This window comes from Pseudomonas sp. B21-059, assembly GCF_026016285.1.
Lineage (GTDB): Bacteria > Pseudomonadota > Gammaproteobacteria > Pseudomonadales > Pseudomonadaceae > Aquipseudomonas > Aquipseudomonas danubii.
The window spans coordinates 3795603-3820105 of the sequence record NZ_CP087201.1; the positions used below are offsets into that span (position 1 = coordinate 3795603).

20 protein-coding genes are annotated in these 24503 nt (G+C 65.5%); 8 read left to right on the top strand and 12 right to left on the bottom strand.

Annotated features, from left to right (window positions below):
* Positions 1-239: 239 nt before the first annotated feature.
* The 7 genes from gspF to gspG form a co-directional block, all read right to left on the bottom strand.
* The gene (gene gspF, locus LOY69_RS16670) at positions 240-1451 is read right to left on the bottom strand and encodes a type II secretion system inner membrane protein GspF (RefSeq protein ID WP_102863338.1); all 1212 of its coding nucleotides are present in this window, start codon (positions 1449-1451) and stop codon (positions 240-242) included.
* Positions 1451-2872: a type II secretion system ATPase GspE gene (gspE, locus tag LOY69_RS16675; protein ID WP_102879117.1), complete on the bottom strand. Its 1422-nt coding sequence runs from the start codon at positions 2870-2872 to the stop codon at positions 1451-1453. Before gspE ends, gspF begins: the two co-directional genes overlap by 1 nt.
* A 1033-nt stretch (positions 2873-3905) precedes the next feature.
* On the bottom strand, positions 3906-6296 hold the full coding sequence (gene gspD, locus LOY69_RS16680) for a type II secretion system secretin GspD (RefSeq protein ID WP_265073245.1): 2391 nt from the start codon (positions 6294-6296) through the stop codon (positions 3906-3908).
* Positions 6293-6874 carry a type II secretion system protein M gene (locus LOY69_RS16685; protein ID WP_265073246.1) on the bottom strand — a complete coding sequence of 194 codons (582 nt, stop codon included), beginning with the start codon at positions 6872-6874 and terminating at the stop codon, positions 6293-6295. The genes gspD and LOY69_RS16685 overlap by 4 nt, the downstream gene beginning before the upstream one ends.
* Positions 6867-8051 (bottom strand): type II secretion system protein GspL, encoded by a 1185-nt coding sequence (gene gspL / locus LOY69_RS16690; RefSeq protein ID WP_123390506.1) that lies wholly within the window; start codon positions 8049-8051, stop codon positions 6867-6869. The genes LOY69_RS16685 and gspL overlap by 8 nt, the downstream gene beginning before the upstream one ends.
* A complete protein-coding gene (gspK, locus tag LOY69_RS16695) occupies positions 8048-9031 on the bottom strand; it encodes a type II secretion system minor pseudopilin GspK (protein ID WP_102879111.1) in 984 nt (327 codons plus the stop codon). The genes gspL and gspK overlap by 4 nt, the downstream gene beginning before the upstream one ends.
* 8 nt (positions 9032-9039) lie before the next feature.
* The gene (gene gspG / locus LOY69_RS16700; RefSeq protein ID WP_102879110.1) at positions 9040-9486 is read right to left on the bottom strand and encodes a type II secretion system major pseudopilin GspG; all 447 of its coding nucleotides are present in this window, start codon (positions 9484-9486) and stop codon (positions 9040-9042) included.
* A gap of 148 nt (positions 9487-9634) precedes the next feature.
* Between gspG and gspI the strand changes: the two genes are divergently transcribed.
* Positions 9635-10021, top strand: a complete 387-nt coding sequence (gene gspI / locus LOY69_RS16705; RefSeq protein ID WP_265073247.1) for a type II secretion system minor pseudopilin GspI — start codon at positions 9635-9637, stop codon at positions 10019-10021.
* A gap of 3 nt (positions 10022-10024) precedes the next feature.
* On the opposite strand, the gene LOY69_RS16710 is transcribed toward gspI, so the two are convergent.
* Positions 10025-10453 (bottom strand): type II secretion system protein N, encoded by a 429-nt coding sequence (locus LOY69_RS16710; protein ID WP_413787146.1) that lies wholly within the window; start codon positions 10451-10453, stop codon positions 10025-10027.
* A gap of 127 nt (positions 10454-10580) precedes the next feature.
* On the opposite strand from LOY69_RS16710, the gene gspH reads away from it, so the two are divergent.
* The gene (gene gspH, locus LOY69_RS16715) at positions 10581-11045 is read left to right on the top strand and encodes a type II secretion system minor pseudopilin GspH (protein WP_265073249.1); all 465 of its coding nucleotides are present in this window, start codon (positions 10581-10583) and stop codon (positions 11043-11045) included.
* Complete coding sequence (locus LOY69_RS16720; RefSeq protein ID WP_110653686.1) at positions 11042-11650, top strand: type II secretion system protein J; 609 nt, start codon at positions 11042-11044, stop codon at positions 11648-11650. The genes gspH and LOY69_RS16720 overlap by 4 nt, the downstream gene beginning before the upstream one ends.
* A 222-nt stretch (positions 11651-11872) precedes the next feature.
* Here LOY69_RS16720 and LOY69_RS16725 read toward each other — a convergent pair whose 3' ends face one another.
* From LOY69_RS16725 to LOY69_RS16735, 3 genes are read right to left on the bottom strand one after another with little or no spacing between them, the layout of a single operon-like run.
* Positions 11873-12823 carry a FecR family protein gene (locus LOY69_RS16725; RefSeq protein ID WP_102879105.1) on the bottom strand — a complete coding sequence of 317 codons (951 nt, stop codon included), beginning with the start codon at positions 12821-12823 and terminating at the stop codon, positions 11873-11875.
* A gap of 38 nt (positions 12824-12861) precedes the next feature.
* Positions 12862-13407, bottom strand: coding sequence for an RNA polymerase sigma factor (locus LOY69_RS16730; RefSeq protein ID WP_102879104.1), 546 nt, complete (start codon positions 13405-13407; stop codon positions 12862-12864).
* Complete coding sequence (locus LOY69_RS16735) at positions 13404-14060, bottom strand: STN domain-containing protein (RefSeq protein WP_102863578.1); 657 nt, start codon at positions 14058-14060, stop codon at positions 13404-13406. The genes LOY69_RS16730 and LOY69_RS16735 overlap by 4 nt, the downstream gene beginning before the upstream one ends.
* Positions 14061-14303: 243 nt before the next feature.
* Here LOY69_RS16735 and LOY69_RS16740 point away from each other — a divergent pair, with 243 nt between their 5' ends.
* The 3 genes from LOY69_RS16740 to LOY69_RS16750 all read left to right on the top strand — a co-directional run bounded on the left by LOY69_RS16740 (position 14304) and on the right by LOY69_RS16750 (position 17236).
* Entirely contained in the window at positions 14304-14618 is a 315-nt protein-coding gene (locus tag LOY69_RS16740; RefSeq protein ID WP_102879103.1) for a hypothetical protein, read from the top strand.
* A 182-nt stretch (positions 14619-14800) separates the two neighbouring features.
* A complete protein-coding gene (locus LOY69_RS16745) occupies positions 14801-16165 on the top strand; it encodes a hypothetical protein (protein ID WP_265073250.1) in 1365 nt (454 codons plus the stop codon).
* Between the two features lie 345 nt (positions 16166-16510).
* Positions 16511-17236: an META and DUF4377 domain-containing protein gene (locus LOY69_RS16750; protein ID WP_265073251.1), complete on the top strand. Its 726-nt coding sequence runs from the start codon at positions 16511-16513 to the stop codon at positions 17234-17236.
* 99 nt (positions 17237-17335) lie between these two features.
* Here the strand turns inward: LOY69_RS16750 and LOY69_RS16755 are convergent, their stop codons facing one another.
* The gene (locus LOY69_RS16755) at positions 17336-22195 is read right to left on the bottom strand and encodes an NAD-glutamate dehydrogenase (RefSeq protein ID WP_110653682.1); all 4860 of its coding nucleotides are present in this window, start codon (positions 22193-22195) and stop codon (positions 17336-17338) included.
* Between the two features lie 553 nt (positions 22196-22748).
* Between LOY69_RS16755 and LOY69_RS16760 the strand changes: the two genes are divergently transcribed.
* Both LOY69_RS16760 and LOY69_RS16765 read left to right on the top strand, forming a co-directional pair.
* On the top strand, positions 22749-23105 hold the full coding sequence (locus tag LOY69_RS16760; RefSeq protein ID WP_102863321.1) for a hypothetical protein: 357 nt from the start codon (positions 22749-22751) through the stop codon (positions 23103-23105).
* 434 nt (positions 23106-23539) lie between these two features.
* Positions 23540-24499 carry an AAA family ATPase gene (locus LOY69_RS16765; RefSeq protein WP_003218556.1) on the top strand — a complete coding sequence of 320 codons (960 nt, stop codon included), beginning with the start codon at positions 23540-23542 and terminating at the stop codon, positions 24497-24499.
* Positions 24500-24503 lie beyond the last annotated feature (4 nt).

Sequence of the window (24503 nt, forward strand, 5' to 3'; positions counted from 1 at the left end):
GGTGAGCGCCAGGTTGCCCGAGCTGGCGCCGGCATCGCTCTGCAAGCGCCGAAGCGAGTGCAGACAGCGCCGGAACATGACAGAACAAGGAACCCGAGCTTGGCCGATTGCCGGGTCGGGAGTGAGGCAGGCCGCGTGAAATTTTCTGGCTGCCCTGCCCTGCGCTTCGGACCACACCTTCGCTACGCCCCTCGTAGGAGCCAGGCCGGACGAGGTCAGGTCGGGTCGGGTTGTGCGGTTCAGGTCACCAGTTGGTTGATCTCGATGATCGGCAGCATCACCGCCATCACGATCACCAGCACCACACCGCCCATGACCACGATCATCAGCGGTTCGAGCAACGCGGTCATGCCCATGGCCCGGCGTTCGATATCCCGCGACAGGGTCAGGGCCGCCCGCTCCAGCATCGGCGGCAAGGCCCCGGTCTTTTCACCACTGGCGATCAGGTGGATCAGTACCGGCGGGAAGACTTTCTCCACCCGCAGCGCAGCCGCGAGGTTGGCCCCCTCGCGCACCTTGGCCGTGGCCTCGCTGACGCTCTGGCTCAGGCGGTCGTTGGACAGGGTCTGGCGCGCCGCGTCCAGGGCCCGCAGCAGCGGCACCCCGGCGCCACTGAGAATCGCCAGGGTCGAGGCGAAACGCGCGGTGTTCAACCCCAGGACAAAACGCCCGAACAGCGGCAGGCGCAGAATCCGGCTGTGCCAGCTCAAGCGTGCCCGGGGGTTGCGCAGGTACAGCCGCCACCCCCAGAACCCCGCCACCAGGGCGCCGAAACACTGGATGCCCCAGGCACGAATGAAGTCGCTGGCATTGAGCATGGCCAGGGTCAGCCCCGGCAGGTCCTGGCGGGCCTGGGAAAAGGCGCTGACCACCTGGGGCACCACATAACTGAGCAGAAAGATCACGATGCCGATGGACACCAGGCCCACCACCCCGGGGTAGATAAAGGCGGTGAGGATCTTGCCCCGCAGGCCGTTGCGCTCCTCGATATAGTCCGCCAGCCGCTCCATGACCTGGGCCAGGTCACCGGATTCTTCACCTGCGGCAATCAGTGCCCGGTAGATTTCCGGAAAGTCCCGGGGACGCGCCGCCAGGGCCTCGGCCAGGCGCATGCCGCTGCGCACATCCGCGCGCACCGCGCTCAGGGTCTGGGCAATGTGCTTGCGCTCGGCCTGCTCCACCGTGGCGCTGAGCGCCGCCTCCAGAGGCAGACTGGCCCCCAGCAGGCTGGCCAGCTGGCGCGTGGCCCAGGCCAGGTCGTTGTCGCTGAGCCTGGGGCTGAAGAGCCCCCCAGCTGCGCCGCTGCCAGGGTTGCTGTCCAGTTGCACCTGCAGTGCGGTCAGGCCGCGGCTGCGCAGGCTGGCGAAAGCCGCGCCCTGGCTGTCGGCTTCCAGGTGTCCGGATTCGATCTTGCCGAGGGCATCGGCGGCTTCGTAGCGATAGCGATTCATCAGGCGTCCCGTGTCACACGTAGGATTTCTTCCGGTGCGGTGGCGCCGCTGCGTACCCAGCGCTCGCCGTCCTCACGCATGCTCAGCATCCCGGCTCGCCGCGCTGCGGCCCGCAGGGCCTGCTCGTCAGCGCCCTGGTGGATCAGGCTGCGGATGTCATCGTCGATGCAGAACAGCTCATGAATCCCGGTGCGGCCGCTGTAGCCGATGTGGTTACAGGCCGGGCAACCCACCGGGTGCCAGGTGCCGGGATTGGCCGGATCGGCTTGCTTGCACTGGTTGCACAAGCGCCGCACCAGCCGCTGGGCCAGCACCCCGAGCATCGACGAGGCCAGGAGGAACGGCTCCACCCCCATGTCGATCAGGCGGTTGACCGCCGACACCGCGTCGTTGGTGTGCAGGGTGGCCAGCACCAAGTGCCCGGTAAGCGAGGCCTGGACCGCGATCTGCGCGGTTTCCAGGTCGCGGATCTCGCCGATCATGATCACGTCCGGGTCCTGGCGCAGGATCGCCCGCAGGGCCAGGGCGAAGGTCATGTCGATCTTGGCGTTGACCTGGATCTGGCTGATGCCCGGCAGGTCGTATTCCACCGGGTCTTCGACGGTGAGGATATTGCTGGTGCTGGCATCCAGCCGGGCCAGGGCGGCGTAGAGGCTGGTGGTCTTGCCGCTGCCGGTGGGCCCGGTGACCAGGACGATGCCGTGGGGCTGGCGGATCAGGCCATCCAGACGCGCCAGCAGGTCCGGGTCCATGCCCAGGGTTTCCAGTTGCAGGCGCCCGGCCTGCTTGTCCAGCAGCCGCATCACCACCCGCTCGCCATGGCCGGTGGGCACCGTGGACACCCGAATGTCGATGGGCCGCCCGGCCACCCGCAAGGCGATGCGCCCGTCCTGGGGCAAGCGTTTTTCGGCGATATCCAACTGGGCCATGATCTTGATCCGCGACACCAGCGCCCCGTGCAGCGCCTTGCGCGGCGAGACCACGTCGCGCAGGGTGCCGTCGACCCGGTAGCGCACCACCGAGTGGGTTTCAAAGGGCTCGATATGGATATCACTGGCCTCGTCCCGCGCGGCCTGGGTGAGCAAGGCGTTGATCATGCGGATCACCGGGGCGCCGTCCTGGGTGTCCAGCAGGTCGGTGATTTCCGGCATGTCCTGCATCAGGCGGTCCAGGTCCACCTCGTTCTCCGCGGCCCCGACCACCGCTGCGGCGCTGCCGGTGTCGGCGTAGGCCGTGGCCAATAGACCGTCGAGTTCGTCGTCGCGGATGCGTTCCAGGCGTGCGGGGCCGAACTGGCGGCGGGCTTCGCTGATGGACCAGCCGGGGGTCGAGGGGCAGACCAGCAGGGTGGCGCCCTGCTCGCTGTGACGCAGGAGAATGCGTTGGGATTTGGCCCAGGCGTAGGGGAGCTGGGTGGTCATGCTTGTGTCTCCTGGTGGGGTGCATATCCGGGACTGCGGGTGTGGCTGATTACGGTTTTTGTTCTTACCGTGGGTTTGGGTACATATCCGTTCTTGCGGGTGCGGCGGCTTACGGTTCCGCTCTTACAGCGGCTTTGGGTACATATCCGTTCTTGCGGGTGCGGCCGCTGGCGGTTCCGCTCTTACAGCGGCTCACTTTTGAAAAGCGCAAAAGTAAGCAAAACGCTCTGCCCCTCCACTCGGTGCCTCGCCTAGGCTCGGCATGCCCTCACTCCGGCATTGATCCGTGGGCCGCCGCCACCGGCCATCCCTGGCCGGGTGGCGGCTAACCCGGCGTCCTGCCGGGTTACCCACGGCTCAATGCCTGCGTTCGGCCATCGTGGTTAACGGGGCTAACAGATCAAGATCAAAAGCCAGAGCAAGATCAACATCTGACGGCGGCCTGCCGGCCGGCCTGTTTCATTGCCGCTCGCGTTACCTGTAGCCGCTGCCGAAGGCTGCGACCGGCTCCGCAGGAGACGCTAAACCTGCCTCCCCGATATTCCTGACATATCACGTCGCCCTCTTTCGCAGCCTTCGGCAGCGGCTACAAAGAGCCGGCCTGCGCACCTTGGCTTTGGCTTTTGATCTTGATCTTGATCTTGATCTTGATCTTGATCTTGATCTTGATCTTGATCTTGATCTTCCGGCCCCTTCCCAGCCGGCCGAGCGTAGGCATTGCGTAGGGGGCAGCTCGGCATGGATGCCGAGCTAGCCGCCACCCGGCCATGGATGGCCGGTTGGCGGCGGCCCCCCGGAGCAATGCCGAAGCGAGGGAACCCCGAGCCCCAGCGAGGGGCCCATGGAGGGGCAAGCGTTTTTTGGTTCCTTTTTTTGGCGTTTGAAAAAAAGGGACTCGCCGTAAGGGCGAAACCATAAGTAGCCACACCCGCAGCAACGGATATGTACCCCCTCCATTGGCCGTCAAAGCCCCTGCAAAAGTGGCCATGACCACAACAACGGACATAGGCTCCATGCCTCTGAATGAACACCTTCATTGCACCGGCACCGCCCTGATCGTCGCCCGCGGCCCCTGCCCAACCCCAGGCGTCTGCAACGACACCGGCACCGCCCCCGGAATCGCCTTCGCCGCCGAAGGCAACTGCGGCGCCTGCATATCCGGCATCGCCCAACTGCGCTCCGGCTGCAACTCCCCCTGCGCCCGGCGCATGAAGTCGTAACGATTGAGGGTAATGCTGCGCCCCGCGCCACTGTCACGAATGATGTAGGGCCGCAGGAACACCATCAGGTTGGTCTTGGTAATGCTGCGCTTCTCATTGCGAAACAATGCCCCAAGCCCGGGAATACTCGACAGCCACGGCACCGCGTCATTGCTCTGGCTGTAACCGTCCTGCAGCAGCCCCCCCAGCACCATGATCTGCCCGTCATCCAAGAGGATGCTGGTATCAATGGCGCGTTTGTTGGTCACGGTCCCGGCATCCACCGAGGCGCGAGGGTCGACGCTGCTGACTTCCTGGTAGATGTCCAGCTTGACCGTGCCACCCTCGGAAATCTGCGGCCGCACATTGAGCTTCAGGCCCACTTCTTCACGCTGCACGGTCTGGAACGGGTTGTTGCTGGTGCCGCCGCCTCCGGTGACATAGCTGCCGGTGACAAAGGGAATGGTCTGGCCAACAAAAATGCTCGCCGCCTCGTTGTCCAGGGTCAAAAGATTCGGCGTCGACAACACGTTGGTCCCGCCCTTGCTCTTCAACGCCCGGGCCAGGACCTTGAGGTCCAACACCTTGCCGATCCCCGGGATGTCCACGGTGCCGTTGACCACGCCGATGTTCAGGCCCTTGGGCAAGACGTCGATGCTGGTCTTGCTGGTCGGTGTCCCCACCAGCCCGCTGCCGCCCAGGTTGACCCCGCCAAAGCCGCCACGTCCACCGAGGTTGCCGGCCTGCCATTGCACGCCGAATTCGCTGGCGTCGTCCTCGCCCACTTCGACGATCAGGCTTTCGATCACCACTTGGGCGCGCCGCTGGTCGAGCTGGTCAATGACTTCCCGCAGGTTGCGGTACAGCGGGTCCGGGGCGGAAATCAGCAAGGTGTTGGTGGTGGCGTCGGCCTGGATGGTGACCCCGCCGGCGCTGAAGGCGGTGTTCTGATCCGCTGACTGGCCAGTGCCGCTCAAGCCGCTGCCGGAATTGCTGCCCTGGCCGTAGGCACTGCTGCCACTGTTGCTGACGTTGCCGCTGCCGGTGGGCGTGCCGCTGCTGTTCTGGGTTGGGCTCTGGCCGCTCTGGCTGTTGCCGCCCATGCCGCTGAGCATGGCCCGGGCGCCGTCGTTGCCGCCGCTGTCGCTTTCGCCGGTCAGCAGCCCGCGCAGGGCCTGGGCCAGTTTGCCGGCCTGGGCGTTGCGCAGGTAGACCACGTGCAGGTTGCTCGGGTTGCTCTGGGCGTTGTCCAGTTTGTAGATCAGGTTGCGCGCCAGCTCGGTGCGCTCCGGGCTGCCGGCACGGATGATGATGGAGTTGGAGCGCGGGTCGCCAATCACGCTGATTTTCTGGGTCTGGTCGGCGCCCTGGGTTTCCAGCAGTTCGGCCACCATGGTCGCGATGTCCACGGCGATGCCGTTCTGCACCGCTACCACATCGGTGTCGATGGCGCTGGGGGTGTCGATGCCGTCGATAATCTGCGCGACACGCTGCAGGTTCTCGGCATAGTCGGTGACCACGATGCTGTTGTTGCCCGGGTAGGCGTTGATCGGGTTGTTTGGCGAAACGATAGGCCGCAGCACCGGGATCAGGTTCACCGCATTTTCGTATTGCAGGCGAAAGGTGCGGGTCAGCATGCCGTTGCCCGCTGGCTTGTCGGCGCTGTAGATCGGTCCGCCCAGCAGCTTGGCATCAGCCTCGGGCACCACCTGGGCCACGCCGCCCACGTCCACCACGGAAAAGCCCTGCATGCGCAGCGCCGCCAGCAGCATGTCGTAGGCCTGGTGGGCCGGCACCTGGCCTTCGCTGACCAGGGTCAGGCTGCCCTTGACCCGTGGGTCCACCAGGAACTGCTGGCCGGTGGAGCGGGACAAGGCCCGCACCACCGCCTGGATATCGGCGTCGACGAAGTTCAGTTGCACCGGCTGATTACCCAGGGGGCTGCGCGGCACACTGGTGCTGCGCGGGCTGCTGTGGCCGCGACTGCTGTTGGTCACCGGGTGCAGCACTTTCGGCCGTTGAGCCTGTTGCGCCTGCAAGCGTTGGCGATCCAGCAGGGCATCGCCGCTGCGCTGGGTATTGGCCAGGGGCTGGCCCAGTTCGCTGTCCACCAGCAAGGGCGGCGGCGTGGTGGACGGGGTGTTGCTGCAGGCCCCCAACGCCAGCAGCAGAAAAGGTGCGGCCTTGCGACACTGGCGCACGTAATTGCAACCTGACCACTTCATGAAGCTTCCTTAGCGCCCTGCGCCTGATCCATGCGAACGGTCCCGGACAGTGTGCCTGCCGAGTCTTGGGCGGCGGCCGCGGCTGCGCGTTGCAGACGGGCCTCCACCACCTGCAGTGAAAGCTGCCGGGGAGCCCCCAGCAGCCAGCCGACCACGGCATCCGCCGGGGCCTGCTCAAAGGTCAACCGCCAGCTCTCGGGGCCGGCTTCATCAGGCTGTTGCAACTGGTAGTGGTCCTTGAGCCCGGCGCCGTCCAGGGTCTGGCGCAAGGAGTGTTCAAGGCTCGCGCCCCGGCTGTTACTGCCTGCCGCCGCCTCGTGCAACAACACTTCCAGGGCCTCGGCCTGGGCGCGCAGCTTCGGCGTCTCGGCTTGCCAATAATCGATCGTCTTCAGCGGCGGCTGGATCAGCAGCCACCACAGCAACAGCCCCAGCACGCCCAGGGCGGTGGCGCTCAACAGGCGTTTTTCCCTTGGTGCCAGCGTGTTCCAATGGCCCTGGCCCTGGACCTGGATATGGACCTGGGTCCGCAGGCGCGACCAGCGCGCCTGATACTGCGCCAGCCTGGCCTTATTCATCTTCAGCTCCCGAGGTGTTGTCGGCGACGTTGGCCGGCTCGTCTGCGGCCGGGCTCAGGCTCCAGCCGTTGCCCTGCGCCTGGACGCTGTAGCCGGCCTGGGTCAAGGCGCCCTGCCAGGCGCTGTCGGCGCTCTTCGGGGTGTCCGGCAGCAGCTCCAGCTGCAAGCGGTCCTCGGCGAAACTCAGGCTCTGCACGCTGCCCACCATAAAGGGCATGGCACTGCCGGCCTGCTGCAACAGACGGCTGAACACCTGGGTCGGGTCAGCCGCCCCGCTCTGCTGCGCCGCCAGTTGCTGGCGGGCCTGTTGCAGGGGATTGAGCACTACCGGCAACTGCGGGAACACCTGCTTGACCCGCTGACTCATCTGCGCCTTGAGCCGCTGGCCCTGCTCGGCCTCACGGGCGGCATACAGGTTCAGCCCCACGACCCAGACCAGCACGGCCAGGGCGCAGCACCCCAGGGCCCGGCCCCAGCCTTGGACCTTCACGCCCCCCGCCACCGCGCCGGCGTGCAAGCCCCATCCCGGCAGCGGGCCACTCCAGCGTTGCTCGCCCGGCAGCAGCTGGCAGACCGGCGGCGCGGCATCGCCGATCCAGCCCACCTCGCAGCCCGAAGCCCGCAACTGCTCCAGGGTTTCTTCCACCAGCGGCTGCACGCTGCCCTGCCCGCTGCTCTGGCGCAGCAGCAGCTGGCCATCGAGCAGGCACAGGTTGGCTTGCCCCGGCGGCGGCACCGGCAAGGCATAAGGCGCCGGGTACAGCCCCTGAAGCTTCAGGCCGGCCTGTGCCAACAGACGCCCCAGGGCTTGCAATGCGGTCTTGGGCAACCAGCTCAGGGCCACCTGCCCCTGGGCATCCCGGGTGCCATGGGCCACGTGCATCTGCTCACTGGGGCCGAGGATCAGCGCCTGGGCGGCGCAGTCCACCGCGGCCTTGATCCGCGCCGCCGGCAACTGAGGCAACTCGATATGGGTCAGCAGGCTGTCCAACGGATGCAGGAAGCACTCCACCGGCACCGGTTTGCCGCCCTGGGCCAGTTGCCCCAGGGGACAGCGGCCGATCTCCCCGACCCGCCCACTGCGATCGAGCCGGGCGAAGTCCACCGGGCAGGCCAATGGCGCTTCAGCCGCAATCAACTCGGCCAGGGGCGGCAAGGCGATGCGCAAGCGACTCATGCCCCCACCCGCGACCAGATCACCTGGGGCATGCGGTCCTCGGGACGGTGCAACAGGGCCTCCAGGCTGACCCGGCGCTGATCGCGGCGAGCCCGGCCCTGGAGCAGGAACCATTCGCTGGTGATGCCGACCTTGATCTGCTCTACCGCAAGATGGGGCATGCGTAGACGGTTGAGGAAGTCGCCACGGTTGATGAACCAGTGCCCGGCATCGCGTTCCGCCACCAGGGCCTTGGCCCGGGACAGTGGCAGCCCCGGCACCGCCGCCGTCAGTACCTCGGCGCTGGCGGTATTGCCGTTGATCCAGGTGTTGCCCGGCAGGATGCTGACGTAGGGTTCAAGACGGGCCAACCGGGCCTCGTCCAGACCCTGGATGCCCAGCAGGTCGTCCAGGCTGCGCAGCATCGGCTGACGGGGCGGCAAGGTCTGGGTCGCCGCGCCCGGAGACGTCAGGCGACCGCTGTTGAAGGCGCCCGGTTGGCTGGCGGCGGACGCTGTGCTGCCCAAGCGCTGGGGATAGGAAGCGATCACCCGCTGGCTGATGCGTCGGCTCAGGGCGCTGTCGATGCCGATCAGCTGACACAGTTGTTCGAAGGCCTGCAACTGCACCGGGTCCACTTGCTGGTTGAACACCAGATTGCGCAGGTTGAACTTGCCTTGCAGGTCTTGCAGGCGGCCCTGGAACCCCGCGTTGAAGCCGCCCAGGGCCTGATCGCCGATGGGCCGTGCCCAGGCCTGGTCGAGTCGGGTCAGGACGTCGCGCTGACGGGCGTCCCAGAGCAATTGCCGGCTGTATTCCAGGCCGCCCTGCAACACCCCGATCCCCACCACCCGCGCCTGCTCGGCTTCCACGCTGCGGGTCAAGGTGCTTTGCCGGGAGAGCATGGCGGCGGCCAGCACCGCCACCACCGCGGCGATCAGCAAGGCGCTGATGATGGCCATGCCACGCTGCTTCGCCGCATGGGGCGAATGGCTGTTCATGGCCGGCCTTACAGCTGCCAGGAGCCGATATCGGCATTCACGCCGTCGCCATCGGGCTGGCCGTCGGCGCCGAGGGAGAACACGTCCACCTCACCATTGGCCCCCGGGTTGAGGTAGTGATAGGGACGGCCCCAGGGATCATTGGGCAGCCGCTCCAGGTAGGAGCGCCAGTTGCTGTCCTTGGCATTGGCCGGACGCTCCACCAGCACCTTGAGGCCCTGGTTCATGTTCGGGTAGCTGCCGTGGTCGAGGCGATACAGCTTCAAGGCTTGCATCAGGCCGGCGATGTCCTGCTTGGCCGCCGTGGCCCGGGCTTGATCGGGACGGTCCAGGACCTTGGGCACCACCATCGCGGCCAGAATCCCGAGGATGACCACCACCACCATGATCTCGATCAGGGTGAAGCCACGCTGGCTTCGGGGTGCAGCGGTTGAGGTGACAGGCGCGATATCCATCTCGACATTCCTTGGCTTGAGTTCGATTCGTCGCGCAGTGTTGCAAGAAGATATGTCAGTGGTATTGAAAAACCTCGGGAGTTTCAGTCGCCATTCGGTCAAGCCCGCAGGCTAGTCTGCGAGGCTGTTTCCCAGTCGCGAGGGGCCCATGCGAGCCGTGTCCAAACAAGCTGGATTTACCCTGATCGAGGTGCTGGTGGCCCTGGCCATCATTGCCGTGGCGATGGCCTCGGCAGTGCGCGTGGCCGGGCTGATGACCCAGAGCAACGGCCTGCTGCGGGACAAGTCCCTGGCCTTGCTGGCGGCGCAGAGCCGGCTCGCCGAGTTGCGCCTGGAAGGTCGTTTGCCCAGCGGATTGAAGAGCGTCGATTGCGATCAGGGGCGCCTGCAGCTGCGCTGCGAACAGGCGATTGGCGCGGCGACCGCGCCCGGGCTGTTGCGGGTCAGCGTCCAGGTGCGCGAGCGCAGCCGCGAGGCGCCGCCCCTGGCCCGCCTGGAAACCCTGGTCAGCCGGCCCCAGGTGCCGCGCCAGTGAGGGTCAGCGTGTCAGCCGTGGCAGCAGCGGCGAGTCCGGCAGCTTGCTGACCTTGATCCGCGACTGTTCGCCGCCGCGCTCGATCAGCACGCCGTCGGCCTCGACGGCGGCCAGGCGCACCCCCTGGGTCAGTTGCTCGCCGGCCAGGAAGCTGCGCGGCGGACCGTCGTTCAGGCTCAGGATCGCCACCGCGCCACGGGCGCCGGCCATGACCCCGGACACCTTGATATCCACCTGCACCGGCTGGTTGGCAAACCACTGCAAGGCCGGGTTGTCGGAGCGCGCGGCGAGCACCTGGGGCGCCACTGCCGGGGGTTGGGATTGCGCCGGGGTCAGCAGCAGCGACGACCAGGTGGCAACACCGGCCAGGGCCGCCAGCAACGCCGCGTATTGCAGCAACCGGGGGGTGTCAAGGCGCGACGGAAATGACATGGCACGTAGCATCGGCGGGACCTCCTGTTTGTCCGTTGCCACAGCCTACAGCTCAATTCTCACGGTTTTATTTCACTGCACGATCATCTGCGTCGGGCGCGCCCGTCCCGTCGCCAAGGAGCACAAGGTGCGACACACAGGCAAGCAACAGGGCTTCACCCTGATCGAACTGATGGTGGTGCTGGTGATCATCGGCATCGCCAGCGCCGCCGTGGGCTTGAGCATCCGCCCCGATCCGCTGCAGACCCTGCGCAAGGACGCCGAGGGCCTGGCCCAGTTGCTGCAAGTGGCCCAGGCCGAAGCCCGGGCCGACGGCCGGCCGATCACCTGGCGGGCCACGGCCAAGGGCTATAGCTTCAGCCGCCGCGAAGACGAGAGCAGCGGCATCGACGACTTTCGCCACGACCGGCAACTGCGGCCACGGCAGTGGCTAAGCCCGGCGCTGCAGGTGCATATCGAGCCCAGGCAGCGCCTGGTACTGAACGCCGAATGGATCAACCCGCCGCTGCAGGTGGTGCTGTCCGACGGCCAGAACAGCTTGCGGGTAGAACGCAGCGCCAGCGGCCAGTTGCGAGTGGTGAGCCAGCCATGACGACACAACGCGGCTTTACCCTGATCGAGGTGATGGTGGCGATCATGCTCATGGCGCTGGTCAGCCTGATTGCCTGGCGCGGCCTGGACAGCGTCACCCGGGCCGACAGCCATCTGCGGGCCAGCACCGAACAGACCGAGGAACTGCTGCGCAGCCTCAATCAGCTGGAGCGCGACGTGGCCTTGCGGGCCGCTTCCCAGTTGCGCGAACCGAGCCTGGGAGAGACCGACGAGGCCGAACCCGACAGCCCCGCCCCGCTGAGCGTGCGCAGTTCCGACAGCAAGGGCTTTCGCCTGGAAGTGATCCGCAGCGCCCCCGCCCCGGGGGTAGGCTTGCAACGCGTGCGCTGGTGGCTCAAGGGCGACACCCTGTACCGCGCCGAGGCCGAGGTTCGGGACCGCTATCCCTTGCCGGCGCCCAAGAACGGAGTGGCCGTGCTCGGCCGGGTCAGCGACTTGCAGGTACGGGTCTGGAACCCTGACAAAGGCTGGCGTCAACTCAGTGGCAATCGCCAGGACAATCCCCCGGGCCTTGAGATCCGCCTGGTGCGGCAAACGCCCCAGGGCGAAGAGCGCTACCGGCAAGTGCTAGGGCCCTTGCTCTAACACGCTGCGAACGGCTGCGTCGGTGACGCTGCGAGTTCGAAACGCTGAGGGTTCGACGCAAGATCGCCAGGCAAGGTCCTGCGGACCTTCGCGCAGCCTCGCCACGGGCTCGGCAGCGGCTACAGGGCCAATGTCGATCCGGAGTTTGTGTAGCCGCTGCCGCAGGCTGCGAACGGCTTGGGCGGCATTGCGACGCAGGAGACGCAGGGATATCGCGGGGTGTCAGCTGAGCAGTACCACGCCACCGGGCAGCTCGGTGCATTTGGCGCCATAGGCGTCGCGGATCAGCAAGGCAACGCCCGCCAACTGGTTGAGGTTGAAGCGCGCCTGGACCTTGCGCTGGCCCAACTCGGCATTGAGCAGCACCAGCATCCCCGGACGATAGCGGTTGATCTCGCTGATCACGGTGTTGAGGCTGGCGTTGTCGAACACCAGCACCTGCTCGCGCCAGGCGATCACGCTGCGGGGGTCCACGGCGATCGGCTCGCCCACCGCCCTGGCGTCGTAGGTCAGTTGCCGGCCGCTGTCCAGGCGAATGCTGCGCCCCGCCACTGCCACTTGCAGGCTGCCTTCGATGCAGGTCACGCACACCTGATGATCGGTGTTGCGCAAATTGAAGCGCGCCTGGCGCGCACTCAGCCAACCATCACCGGCCTGGACCTTGAGCGCCTGGGTGCTGTGGCTGAAGACTTCCACCTCGCCCTCCAGCAGCTCGATGCCCTGCTCGCCCGCGCCCGGGTCGCGGCGGCTGATGCGGGTCTGGGTATTGAGCTCCAGGCTCACGCCCTCGGCCAGGTCCACCCGCCGCTGCTCACCGACGTCGGTGGCGAAATCCGCGGTCAGCCCGGCAAAGCCGCCCGGGACAGTGAACCGCACCATGAACAGCGCCGCCGACGCCGCAATCGCGCCACCCAGAAACGCCCGACGCCCCAAGTGCCGGGGCCGGGACTGTTGCTCCAGCTGCTGGGCTGCCGGTTGCAGACAGTGCCACAGGGCCTTGGTGTGCTCGAAGGCGGCCGCGTGCTGCGGGCTTTGTGCGCACCATTGGCGCAGCGCCCGGGCGTCGGCCACGGTGGCCCGACCCGAAGTCAGGAGGACCAGCCAGTCCTGGGCTTCCCTCAACAGTTGCGGGTCCGCCGAGGCCTGGGGGGTGCAGATGCTAAAAATGTTCAAGCGCGCAGGTACTCACGGATTGATCAGGGACTCTTTGTCTAGGACAGTTTTCCGGCCCCGGGACCGAACCGCTGAATGACTTTTCTTTCAAGGCGCAAGGCGCAATGGCCCAGGGCAGCCTTGATTTCTTTCTCCACCATCCGTGTGGAAATGCCGAAACGCTGGGAAATTTCCAGGTGCGGCGCCTCTTCCAGGCGCGCGGCGATAAAGATCTTGCGCCGCCGCGCCGGCAGTTCGTAGAGGGCTTTGAGCAGGGTCTGGATTTCTTTCTGGCCGCCCACCACCCGCGACGGGTCCTGGGTGTCATCGGCGATGTGCAGCAGTTCCTCGACCTCGTCGCCGGTCAGCAGCCGGGCGTCGGACTGGCGGCGGTCGGCGGCAATGTTCAGGGCCATGCGATAGAGGTAGGCATTGGGTTGCAGCAGGTTGGGCGGCTCTTCCATGCGGTCGACCCGCAGGTAGGTTTCATGCAGGACGTCGTTGGCCAGGTCCTCGGAGCCCAGGCGCCTGCGCAAGCGCACCCGAAAGTCCTCGTAGGACGTCAGGAACAGCCTGACCATCGCACTCTGTGCGGTATTTTTCATACCCCGGAAGCTCCTTCCCATTCCCTGCAGTCCATGCGTTTCCCTGTTGTGTCCGGTATCAAGAGTAAGGTCAGCGGCTGGCGCAGCGAGCTGGGCGCCTGGCGCTGAACCCGGGTGTCCGCCAGGCGCTGCACCAAGGCTTCATCGCGCTGCAGATCGCCGGTGGAGCTCACCAGGCGGCTGTGCTGCACCCGGCCATCGGCGCCGATCCACAGTTGCAGCAAGGCGCGAAAGCGGCCCGGACGGGTCAGCGCCGAACCACACAGACTGTGCTCCACCGCCTGTTGCACGGCACTGGCATAACTGCTGTTGAGCCGCGCCGCCCGGCTGCTTCCCGCACCCGGTAGCGGCGTGGCCGGCGTGGCCTGCGGCACCTGCAGGGTGAAGGCATCGCTGCGGGCATAACGGGCCATCAGGCCACTGCCCGCCAGCAGGCGACTCAAGCCCTCCTGAGCGCTGTAGCGGCCCTTGATCCCCACCGACCGCCGCCCCCGGGTCAACTCCCGATCCACCAGCACCGCCATTCCTGTGGCGCGACTGAACAACTCCAGGGCATCCACCAGGTTCTGCGCCGGAATCTCCAGCGTCAGCAAGGCCTGGGAATCCACCCGGGGCGGTCCCTCGACAGCGGGCTGGCCCCAGCCCTGCGGCATCGGCGCCAGCAGCACGAACCCCAGCACACAGGTCGCCAAGCCCCCGTGCAATGAAGTCCATCGCCCGACCTGCGCGCTGCGTCGCTGCACTGCAGTCCAATCCCTAAAAGCGTCATCCTGAGGCCAGTTTATGAATCTGGTGTTACGGCCACGGCAAAAAAACCATCACTTTTTCAGTCATCGGTTTGCACTACACTCGGCCGGCATCGAGGCTCGCTTTCCCGGGCCTGCCAGGAGGCCAGGATGAATCGTTCAAGCCAATACGCCGCCACCTTGTTGCTGCTGTGCGCCCTGCCCTGGACGCTGCAGGCCGAGGAGGCCCGCGAGGGTTGCGTGGAAGTCAGCGTCGGCGGCTACAAGGCCCCCGACTACAACTGCCTGAGCAAACAGATGGGCAACGACCCGGACGCCGTCAAGGCGGCCCAGGCCAATCAACAGGCCATGGAGGACCCGGTGCACAAGCGCCCGCCGAACCAGGTCGGGCTCTCGACACCGGCCGCCACCAGCGTGCGCATGGGTAATACCTTCGGCACTTCGGTCAAGCCGCAACGGCCCTGAGGGCCAGCTCCTCGGGCCTGAAGCGGCCACTGCCGGGACTGCGCCCCTATACCGGCCGTTAACCTCGGCCGCGCTAGATTGCTGCACCCAAAAACCGGTGCCAGCAACCTGCCACGCCGCCATTCGTGCACGCGTTCGAGTGCTGGCCACCATACCGTCGGCTTTTTTTGTGTGTTGTGAACATGGAAAGCGTTCAAAAACAAATCTGGCAACGACCCGGCCTGAGTATTTTCCTGGTGGCCCTGGTGCTGTTCATGGGCCTGCAATACAAACCGGCCGTCCTCAACTACACCACGCGCTTCGTCGACTTCGCCGAGTACATGCTGCAGCACGGCATGACGCTGTTCCCCATCGCCGACGATCTGCAGCCGTATCCCGACTACACCGTTGTCAACACGCTGCTGGTCTACCTGGCGTCGCTACCCTTCGGCCAGCTGTCCGTGCTGTCGATGGGCCTGCCCTTGTGCATTGCCGCGTCGCTGATGCTGGTGTTCATCTACAAACTGGGGGCCCTGCATGAGCAGAAATGGGGCGTCTGCGGCGTGCTCTTTGCGCTGTTCACCTGGGCGTTCCTGGACAGCGTCAACTCCCTGGCCCTGGACATCTACCCCGCCCTGATCACCGCGGGCTGCTTCTACCTGGCCTACACCGCCGATCTCAAGCAACAGCGCGCACGCCTGGCGCTGGTATTGCTTGGGCTGATCCTGGGCTTTGCCCTGCGTGGACCGATCGGCATGATCGGCCCGGCACTGGTGGTCGGCACCTATTACCTGCTGAGCCGGCAGTGGCGGACCCTGGTCGGGTTCTCGCTGCTGAGCGGCCTGCTGTTCGCCGCCGGGGTCGCCCTGCTGGCCTGGGCCGCCCACGTGCAGGGCGGTGACGCCTTCATGCAGCAAGTGCTGGAGATGCAGGGCCTGGGCCGGATCGCCAGCAATCACTCGCCACGCTATTACTTCTACTTCAGCGTCGGGCTGATCACCTACAGCTTCACCGCGTTCTACGCCCTGTGCGTCATGGTCAGAAGCGCCAGGCAGGGGTTCAGCGCGCCGCCGCCGTCGGCACCGCGCCTGCTGCTGTACCTGGGCGCCTGGTTCTTGGTGCTGATCCTGTTCTTCAGCATTCCCAACTCGAAGAAGGCGCGTTACATCGTGTCCATCACCCCGGCCATTTCCCTGCTGGCGGCCTATATATTCATCGACCCCAACGGCCTGTTCAGCGCCACCCGCAAACGCCTGCTGCGTCTGTGCCTGAACCTGCCGGCCAGCGGCGCGGTCCTGGCGCTGCTGGTGCTGGGCTACAACAGCTTTGCCGCGCGGCCCTTGCAGCCCAACTTCGCCGGGGTGTTCGCAAGCTTTGTCCTGCTCAGCGGCGTGCGCTACTGGATCGGCCGGCAATACGCCGAGCACCGGCATTACGAGGTGATCGTCCTGGCGTTCGGCGTGGCGGCGTTTCTCTTGCTCGATGGGTTCTTTTTCAACGCCATCACCTATCACCTGGAACTGGCCAATGAGCCAACGCCCAAATTCCTGCCTTACTGGTTCTGGTAAGCCCGGGACACTGGGCGGCGGGCAATCCGGGGCGCTGCTTGCAACGCGTGTGCAAGATTTGGTAACACTCCCGCTGGCCAGCGGCCATGAAACCGAACTGGCACAGTGCTGTCACATCGCAATCGGTAACGGCAGCGGTCGTCCGGCGGCGCCCGGCCCAGGTGGCGGGCGCCGCGCATCACTGCCACAGGTTACCGGCCTGGGCCTGCCGCCCATGCGCCAGGCCATACTCCATCAAGGCTGAAAGAGCGAACCATGAAGCAAAACATCCTCCTCGTATCCGTCTGTGCCGCCCTGCTCCAGGCCTGCACCCCGGCGTCCACTCCCCCTGAAGGATCCTCTTCCATGCCCGCCAGCACTGCCTCCGTCAGCGCCCAACCCGCACTGGCCGCCTACTACTGGCAACTGGTCTCGGCCAGCGACGCGGCGGGCAAACCCGTTGCCGCCCTGGACAAGGGCATCGAGCGCCAGCTGCGCCTGACCTTCACCGGGCAGAACCTCAACATCAGCGGCGGCTGCAACCGCCAGTTCGGCGGTTTCCAGTCTGAAAACGGCGTGCTCAAGGTCCAGTCCCTGGCCTCGACCATGATGGCCTGCGACCCCAGCCTGATGAGCCTGGATACCGAAGTCGGCCGCCTGTTCAAGGGCGACCTGCGCACCACCTTCGGCGGCGACGAATCGACTCCGACCCTGCAACTGACCACCCAGGACGGCACCCAGCTCAAGTTCGTAGGCCAGCCCACCCCCGAAACCCGCTACGGCAGCCAGGGCCAGACGCGCTTCCTGGAAGTGGCGGCCCAGACCGTCAAATGCAGCCACCCGCTGATCCCCGACTTCCAGTGCCTGCAAGTGCGTGAGCGCCGCTACGATGCCGCCGGCCTGCAACTGCCAACCCAGGACGCCTGGCATCCGCTGTACCAGTCCATCGAGGGTTACGAGCACCAGGACGGCGTGCGCAACGTGCTGCGGGTCAAGCAATACGAATGGAAGAACCCGCCCGCCGACGCCCCGTCCACGGTCTACGTGCTGGACATGGTGGTCGAGCAGGACGCCTCGGCCAAGACCCGCTAAGCCTTACCCGACAACCGCCTGCCGGCACCGACGCCAGGCAATAAAAAAGCCCCGTATCTTGCGATACGGGGCTTTTTTGCTTGGGGCGGGGTCAGGCCGTTACAGCACCGACTGACCGCTCATGGCCAGGTCCAGCAGTTCCCGGTTGGCCACGGCATACATGGCGTAGTCGGTGCCGCTAGCGGCACGGATTTCCACCATCATGGCGCGCCAGCGATCAGCCATGCTCGCGTTCTGCTCCAGCCACAGCGCCACGCGGGCTTCCATGTCGTCCGGCGCATCGGCCATCTGCAGCACCTTGATGGTGATCGCCCGTTGCTGCCAGTCCACGTCATCGCGGAAGGCTTCACGGGCCTGGGCCTGCCAGTTGTTGCCCACCGGCAGATCGCTGATCTGCTGCAGGTACCACGGCAGGTCCAGGGCGCTGCCCACGGCGAAGTAGGCCTTGGCCACATCGGCCGCGCTCTGACCGGTCACGTCGGCCGCTTCGATGATCGGCAGCAGGGTGTACAGGTGAGTGGTGCCTGCAACCATGCGCGCCAGCAACTCCGGTACGCCGGCTTCGACATAGGCCTGGTAACGGTTCTGCCAGCCTTCGCGGGTCGGGCCTTCCAGCAGTTCGTCGAGCTTGAGGCCCAGCGCCGCCAGGTGCGGACCGAAGTGCGCGACATCGCGCGCGGCATCCTGCTCGTTGCGCCGGCTGCGCAGGAACCAGCGGGTGGCCCGACGGCCCAGACGCATCAGCTCGTCCATCAGCTCCAGTTGCACCTGGGCCGAGACCTGGTGATCCAGGGCTTCGATCTGACGGAACCAGTGCGGCAGGTGGAAGATGTCCCGCACGATCACATAGGCACCGGCGACGTTCGCCGGGCTCATGCCGGTGGACTCCTTCAGGCGCTGCACGAAGGTGATGCCCATGTGGTTGACCAGGTCGTTGGCGATCTGGGTGCTGACGATCTCGCGCTTCAGGCGGTGGCGACGCATGGCTTCGGAGAACTTGGCCACCAGGCTCGGCGGGAACGCGGTCTCCATGTCACGGGTCAGGTAGTCGTCATCCGGCACCAGGGACTTGAGCAGGGCTTCCTTGAGGTCGATCTTGCTGTAGGAAATCAGCACCGACAGCTCGGGACGGGTCAGGCCCTTGCCGGTGGCGGCGCGCTCGGTGAGCTGCTCCTCGGTCGGCAGGTACTCGATGGCGCGATCCAGCTTGCCGCGGCCTTCCAGGTCGCTCATCAGGCGCTTGTACTCGGCAGCACGCTCGTAGGCACGGCGCGCGGCCAGGGACAGGGCCTGGGTCTGCTTGTAGTTGTTGCCCAACACCAGGCCGCCGACTTCGTCGGTCATGCTGGCCAGCAGCTGGTTGCGCTGCTTGTCAGTCATGTCGCCGGCCTGCACCACTTCGTTGAGCAGGATCTTGATGTTCACTTCGTGGTCGGAGCAGTCCACGCCACCGGCGTTGTCGATGAAGTCGGTGTTGGAACCGCCGCCATTGAGGCCGAACTCCACACGACCCAGTTGGGTCATGCCCAGGTTGCCGCCCTCGCCCACCACTTTGCAGCGCAGCTCGTTGCCGTTGACGCGCAGGGCGTCGTTGGCCTTGTCGCCGACGTCAGCGTGGCTCTCGGTGCTGGCCTTGACGTAGGTGCCGATACCGCCGTTCCACAACAGGTCCACCGGCGCCTTGAGCAAGGCGTTGAGCAGCTCGGTCGGGGTCAGCTTGTCGGCCTGGATGTCGAAGCGTTCTTTCATCTGCGGCGAGATGGCGATGCTCTTCGCGCTGCGCGAGAAGATGCCGCCGCCTTCGGACATGATGCTCGTGTCGTAGTCGGTCCAGGCCGAACGCGGCAGCTCGAACATGCGCTTGCGCTCGACGAAGCTGGTGGCCGGGTCCGGGTTCGGGTCGATGAAGATGTGCAGGTGGTTGAACGCCGCCACCAGTTGCAGCTTGTCGGACATCAACAGGCCGTTGCCGAACACGTCGCCGGCCATGTCGCCGATGCCGACCACGGTGATGCTGTCTTCCTGGACATTGATGCCGCGCTCGCGGAAGTGGCGCTGCACGCCGACCCACGCGCCCTTGGCGGTGATGCCCATCTTCTTGTGGTCGTAACCGGCGGAACCGCCGGAGGCGAAGGCGTCGCCGAGCCAGAAGCCGTAGTCGATGGCAATGCCGTTGGCGATGTCGGAGAAGGTCGCAGTGCCCTTGTCCGCCGCCACCACCAGGTACGGGTCATCGTCGTCATGCCGCACCACGTTGGCCGGTGGCACCAGGGCGCCGTCTTTCAGGTTGTCGGTGATGTCCAGCAAGCCGGAAATGAAGATGCGGTAGCAGGCGATGCCTTCGGCCGCGATCTCGTCCCGGCTGCCGCCCAGTGGCAGGCGACGGGGCAGGAAGCCGCCCTTGGCGCCCACCGGCACGATCACCGAGTTCTTCACTTGCTGGGCTTTTACCAGGCCCAGGACTTCGGTACGGAAGTCTTCTTCACGGTCGGACCAGCGCAGGCCGCCGCGAGCGACGTTGCCAAAGCGCAGGTGCACGCCTTCAACCCGTGGCGAGTAGACGAAGATTTCGAACTTGGGCACCGGCTTGGGCAGCTCGGGGATCAGGTGCGGGTTGAACTTGAAGCTGAAGTAGGACTTGTTCTGGCCGTTGGCGTCGGTCTGGTAGAAGTTGGTCCGCAGGGTGGCCTTGATCAGGTCCAGGTAGCGTCGCAGGATGCGGTCTTCGTTGAGCACCTGAACGTCGTCCAGGGCAGTGAGGATCGCTTGTTCCAGACGCTGCTGCTTGTCTTCCAGGTCTTCACTGGTGAGCTTGCGCGCCAGGTAGAAACGGGTCTTGAACAGCCGGGTCAACTCGCGGGCGATGTCGGTGTGGTTGTTCAGGGTGCTGGCGATGTAGCCCAGGTCGAAGCCCAGGCGGATCTGCTTCAGGTAGCGGGCGTAGGCACGCAGCAGCGCCACGTCGCGCCATGGCAGGCCGGCAGTCAGCACCAGGCGGTTGAAGGCATCGTTCTCGGCATCGCCACGGACGATGTGGACGAAGGCGTCCTGCAGCGTGTCGTTGAGCTGCTGGATGTCCAGGTCCAGGCCTTCGGCGGCGGTGAAGGCGAAGTCGTGGATCCAGTACTCGCGGCCGTTGTTGTGGCGCAGGCGGTACGGGAACTCACCCAGCACGCGCAGGCCGAGGTTTTCCAGGATCGGCAGCACGTCGGACAGCGCCAGCGGGGTGTCGGCGTGGTACAGCTTGCAATGCAGCTCGCGCTGGCCGGAGACCTGGCCCAGGGGCTGGTAGAAGCTCATCACCAGCGGGTTGGCTTCGGTCAGGCTCAGCAGGTGCTGCATGTCCACCACCGCCGAGTGCGCGGCAAAGCGCTCGCGGTAGCCGGCCGGGAAGCCTTTGGGGAAGTCCGCCAGCACGTTGGTGCCGTGGGCTTCGCCGAAGCTTTCCACCACCAGGCTGGCGTAGTCGTCCTGCCAGCTGCGGCAGGCCTGCACCACTTCTTTTTCCAGCAGCAGCGGGTCGATGTCGATGCGTTGTTTCGGGTCCACTCGCAGGATCAGCTGCACGCGGGCCAGCACCGACTCGGAGAAGAAGGTCCAGAACTCGCAGTCAGTGGCTTGCAGGCGATCCATCAGCACTTGCTGGATCTTTTGCCGCACTTCGGTGGAATAGATGTCGCGCGGCACATAGGCCAGGCAGTAGGCGAAACGGCCGTAAGGGTCCTTGCGCAGGAACACGCGGATCTTGTTGCGTTCCTGGATCTGCACGATGGACATCACGGTGCTGAACAGCTCGTCCACCGGGGTCTGGAACAGATCGTCGCGTGGCAGCACTTCCAGGACCTGGGCCAGTTCCTTGCCCAGGTGCGCCTTGGCCTGGAAGCCCGAGCGCTGCTCGATGACTTCGACCTTGCGGCGGATGTAGGGAATCACCCGCACGCTTTCGCCGTACACCGAGGAGGTGTAGAGGCCCATGAAGCGGCATTCCTTGATCACCTTGCCGTCGGCATCGATCTGGCGGATCGAGACGAAGTCCGGGTAGGCCGGACGGTGCACGCGGCTGGGGTGCGCGGCCTTGGCGAACGACAGCGGCGTCGGTTCGCGCAGGTAGTTGACGGCATAGTCTTCGATGCGCAGGTCATCGCTGGTGAGGCCGGCGCGCAGCAGCTTGGCCAGGCCGAGGAAGGAGCTTGGGTCATAGTCGATATGCCCGCCTTCCTGATCGGTGCCGACCACGAACTCTTCGTAGCCGAGGAAGGTGAAGTGGTTGCCCACCAGCCATTCCAGAAAGCTCTTGATCTCGGTCTTTTCATCGGCAGCGATGGCGAACTGGCTGTTGTCGATGCTTTCGATCAGTTCCTGGACCTTGGCCTTCATCGGCTCGAAGTCGGCCACGGCGACCCGCACTTCACCCAGTACCTGTTCCAGCTCCTTGCCCAGTACGCTGAGTTCGGCGGCGTTGGCGCAGCGGTCGATCTCCAGGTACATCAGCGACTCTTGCTGCACGCCCTCGCCCTGGGTGCCCTTGGGCAGGATTTCTTGCAGCTCGCCCTTGCTGCCGCGGCGCACGCTGAGCACGGTGGTCTGCAGGGTGTGGATGCTGTAGCCGCGACGGTTGAGCTCGGTACGGACCGAGTCCACCAAAAACGGCAGGTCGTGGTGCAGGACTTCCACCGCGGTGTGGGTCGACTGCCAGCCATGACGTTCGTAATCGGGGTTGTAGACGCGCACTTGCGGTTGCGCGTGATCGAAGCGCTCAAGCAGGCGCCAGGCAGAAAGGGTGCAGCCCGCCAGGTCGGACATGCGACGCTGGGTGAGTTCGTCCAGGGAAATGATGCCGAAGAATTGTTCAGCGAACAGCGCCACTTGTGGCAGTGCCTGTTCACTGATGTGCTGGGCCAGTGCCGCTTGCAGTTGGTGCTGGAAGTCGGCCTTGCTGGCTGCGGTGAAGAACGCCATCTGTGGTACTCCGCTTGGGCTTGTTATTGATGGTAGCGTCGCGTGCAAACCCCTTGCGGGGCGGTGGTGCATCCTGCTCCTGGTCTCGGGCAGAGGTTGCAGGATGCCAGGTGGGTGAAGCTGGACGAGACGCACAGGTCACATTCACCTTCCCGGGATGGGCATCTGCAAAAACGACTGGCGCTTTCAGAGCGCGCAATGCCTTTACAGGTGACCATCGCAAATCAGACGCAACCTATTGCACTTGAGAACAAATTGTCCGCTGCGCAGCTTAACGAGTGGAACGCGACAGCTGCTTGCGATGCTGCGACATATTCGGTCAACGGCACGCAACTGGCGGACGGTGCCCTGAACAACACTAGCAGGCGACGGAGAAAAACCAGGGTTTTTCCCCGGTTTCACGGTACTTGCGTACCAGAAGTGACGCTGCAGGTGATGACTGTTCACGACCTGTTCTCTGACAGACAAGCCAGCAGAAATTCCCTCGGGCTGGCAGAATTGTTTCTTTTTGCCCTGTCCGGCCGCTGCCGGCCCCCGCCCCAGGAATGCCCCCATGCTCATGACCACTGCCCACCTGATCGCCAACCCTTGCGACGACGAAGAAGACAACATGGCCATGCTCTGCTGCCACAGCAGCCAGGGCGAGATGTTCCTGATGAGCCGCTACCCGGACGAGGACGAGCTGGAGATCACCCTCGACGGCGAGCCCTCGACCCTCGATGGCGTCAAGGTCACCCTGAGCCCGACCACCCTGCTGATCGAAATCGCCGCGGCCGACGCCGACGCCCTGAACGGTTCTGACCACCTGGAAATCCGCCACAGCACCGCCGCCTCGGACCTGGCCGAAGTGGAACTGACCCTGCAGAACATCCTCAAGGGCACCGGCACCTACATCAGCCAGCTGCCCTGACCCGCCGTCAAACCTGCGGCGCCCTCAAGATCCCCGCGTCTCCTGCGTCGGTATGCCGCCCAAGCCGTTCGCAGCCTGCGGCAGCGGCTACAACAGCCGCACATCCTGGCAACGCCTGTAGCCGCTGCCGAGCCTGTGGCGAGGCTGCGATAAGGTCCGCAGGACCTTGCCTGACGGCCTCCCGCCAAACCTCGGCGGCCCTCCAGATCCCAGCGTCTCCTGCGTCGGTATGCCGCCCAAGCCGTTCGCAGCCTGCGGCAGCGGCTACAGGAACCGCCCGCGGGAATCGGTGGGTGGCGGTGTTTTTTTTCGACTAATTGGCTAAATCAGGTTTTCCCCGTTAGTCGCCGACCCCCGCTATGGATTAAAGTATCGCCCCCAGCCCCGACGTTAGTTCAACGCCCGGGGCGCACCCTCTCCAGGAACAGTCACCGATGGAACATCGTGAAGCGCTATTGGCGCTGCGAACCTTTCTTTCAACGCAGATTCTCGGCCAGGAAAAACTCATCGAGCGCTTGCTCATCGCCCTGCTCGCCGACGGCCACATGCTGGTCGAAGGCGCTCCAGGACTGGCCAAGACCAAGGCCATCAAAGAGTTGGCCGAAGGCATTGAAGCGCAATTCCATCGGATTCAGTTCACCCCCGACCTGCTGCCCGCCGACATCACCGGCACCGAGATCTATCGCCCGGAAACCGGCAGCTTCGTGTTCCAGCAAGGCCCGATCTTCCACAACCTGGTGCTGGCGGACGAAATCAACCGCGCCCCGGCCAAGGTCCAGTCGGCGCTGCTGGAGGCCATGGCCGAGCGTCAGGTCAGTGTCGGGCGCAGCACCTATGAACTGTCGCCCCTGTTCCTGGTGATGGCGACCCAGAACCCCATCGAGCAGGAAGGCACCTATCCCCTGCCCGAAGCCCAGCTGGACCGCTTCCTGATGCACGTCAAGATCGGCTTCCCGGACGCCGCCGTGGAGCGCCGCATTCTCCAGCAGGCCCGCGGCGAAGCCTTGAATGGCGAAACCAAGCCCGAGCGTCGGGTCAGCCAGCAGGCGATCTTCGCCGCGCGCAAGGAAATCCTCGGCCTGTACATGGCCGACGCGGTGGAGGAATACCTGGTGCAACTGGTGATGGCCACCCGCACCCCGGCCAAGTTCGACCCGGAAATGGCCGAGTGGATCGCCTACGGCGCCAGCCCCCGCGGCTCCATTGCCCTGGACCGCTGCGCCCGGGCCCACGCCTGGCTCGCCGGGCGCGATTTCGTCAGCCCGGAAGACATCCAGGCGGTGCTGTTCGACGTGCTGCGCCACCGCATCATTCTGTCCTTCGAGGCTGAAGCGGCAGGCATCGACCAGGACCGTGTGGTACAGCGCATCCTCGACGTCGTTGCCGTCGCCTGATCTC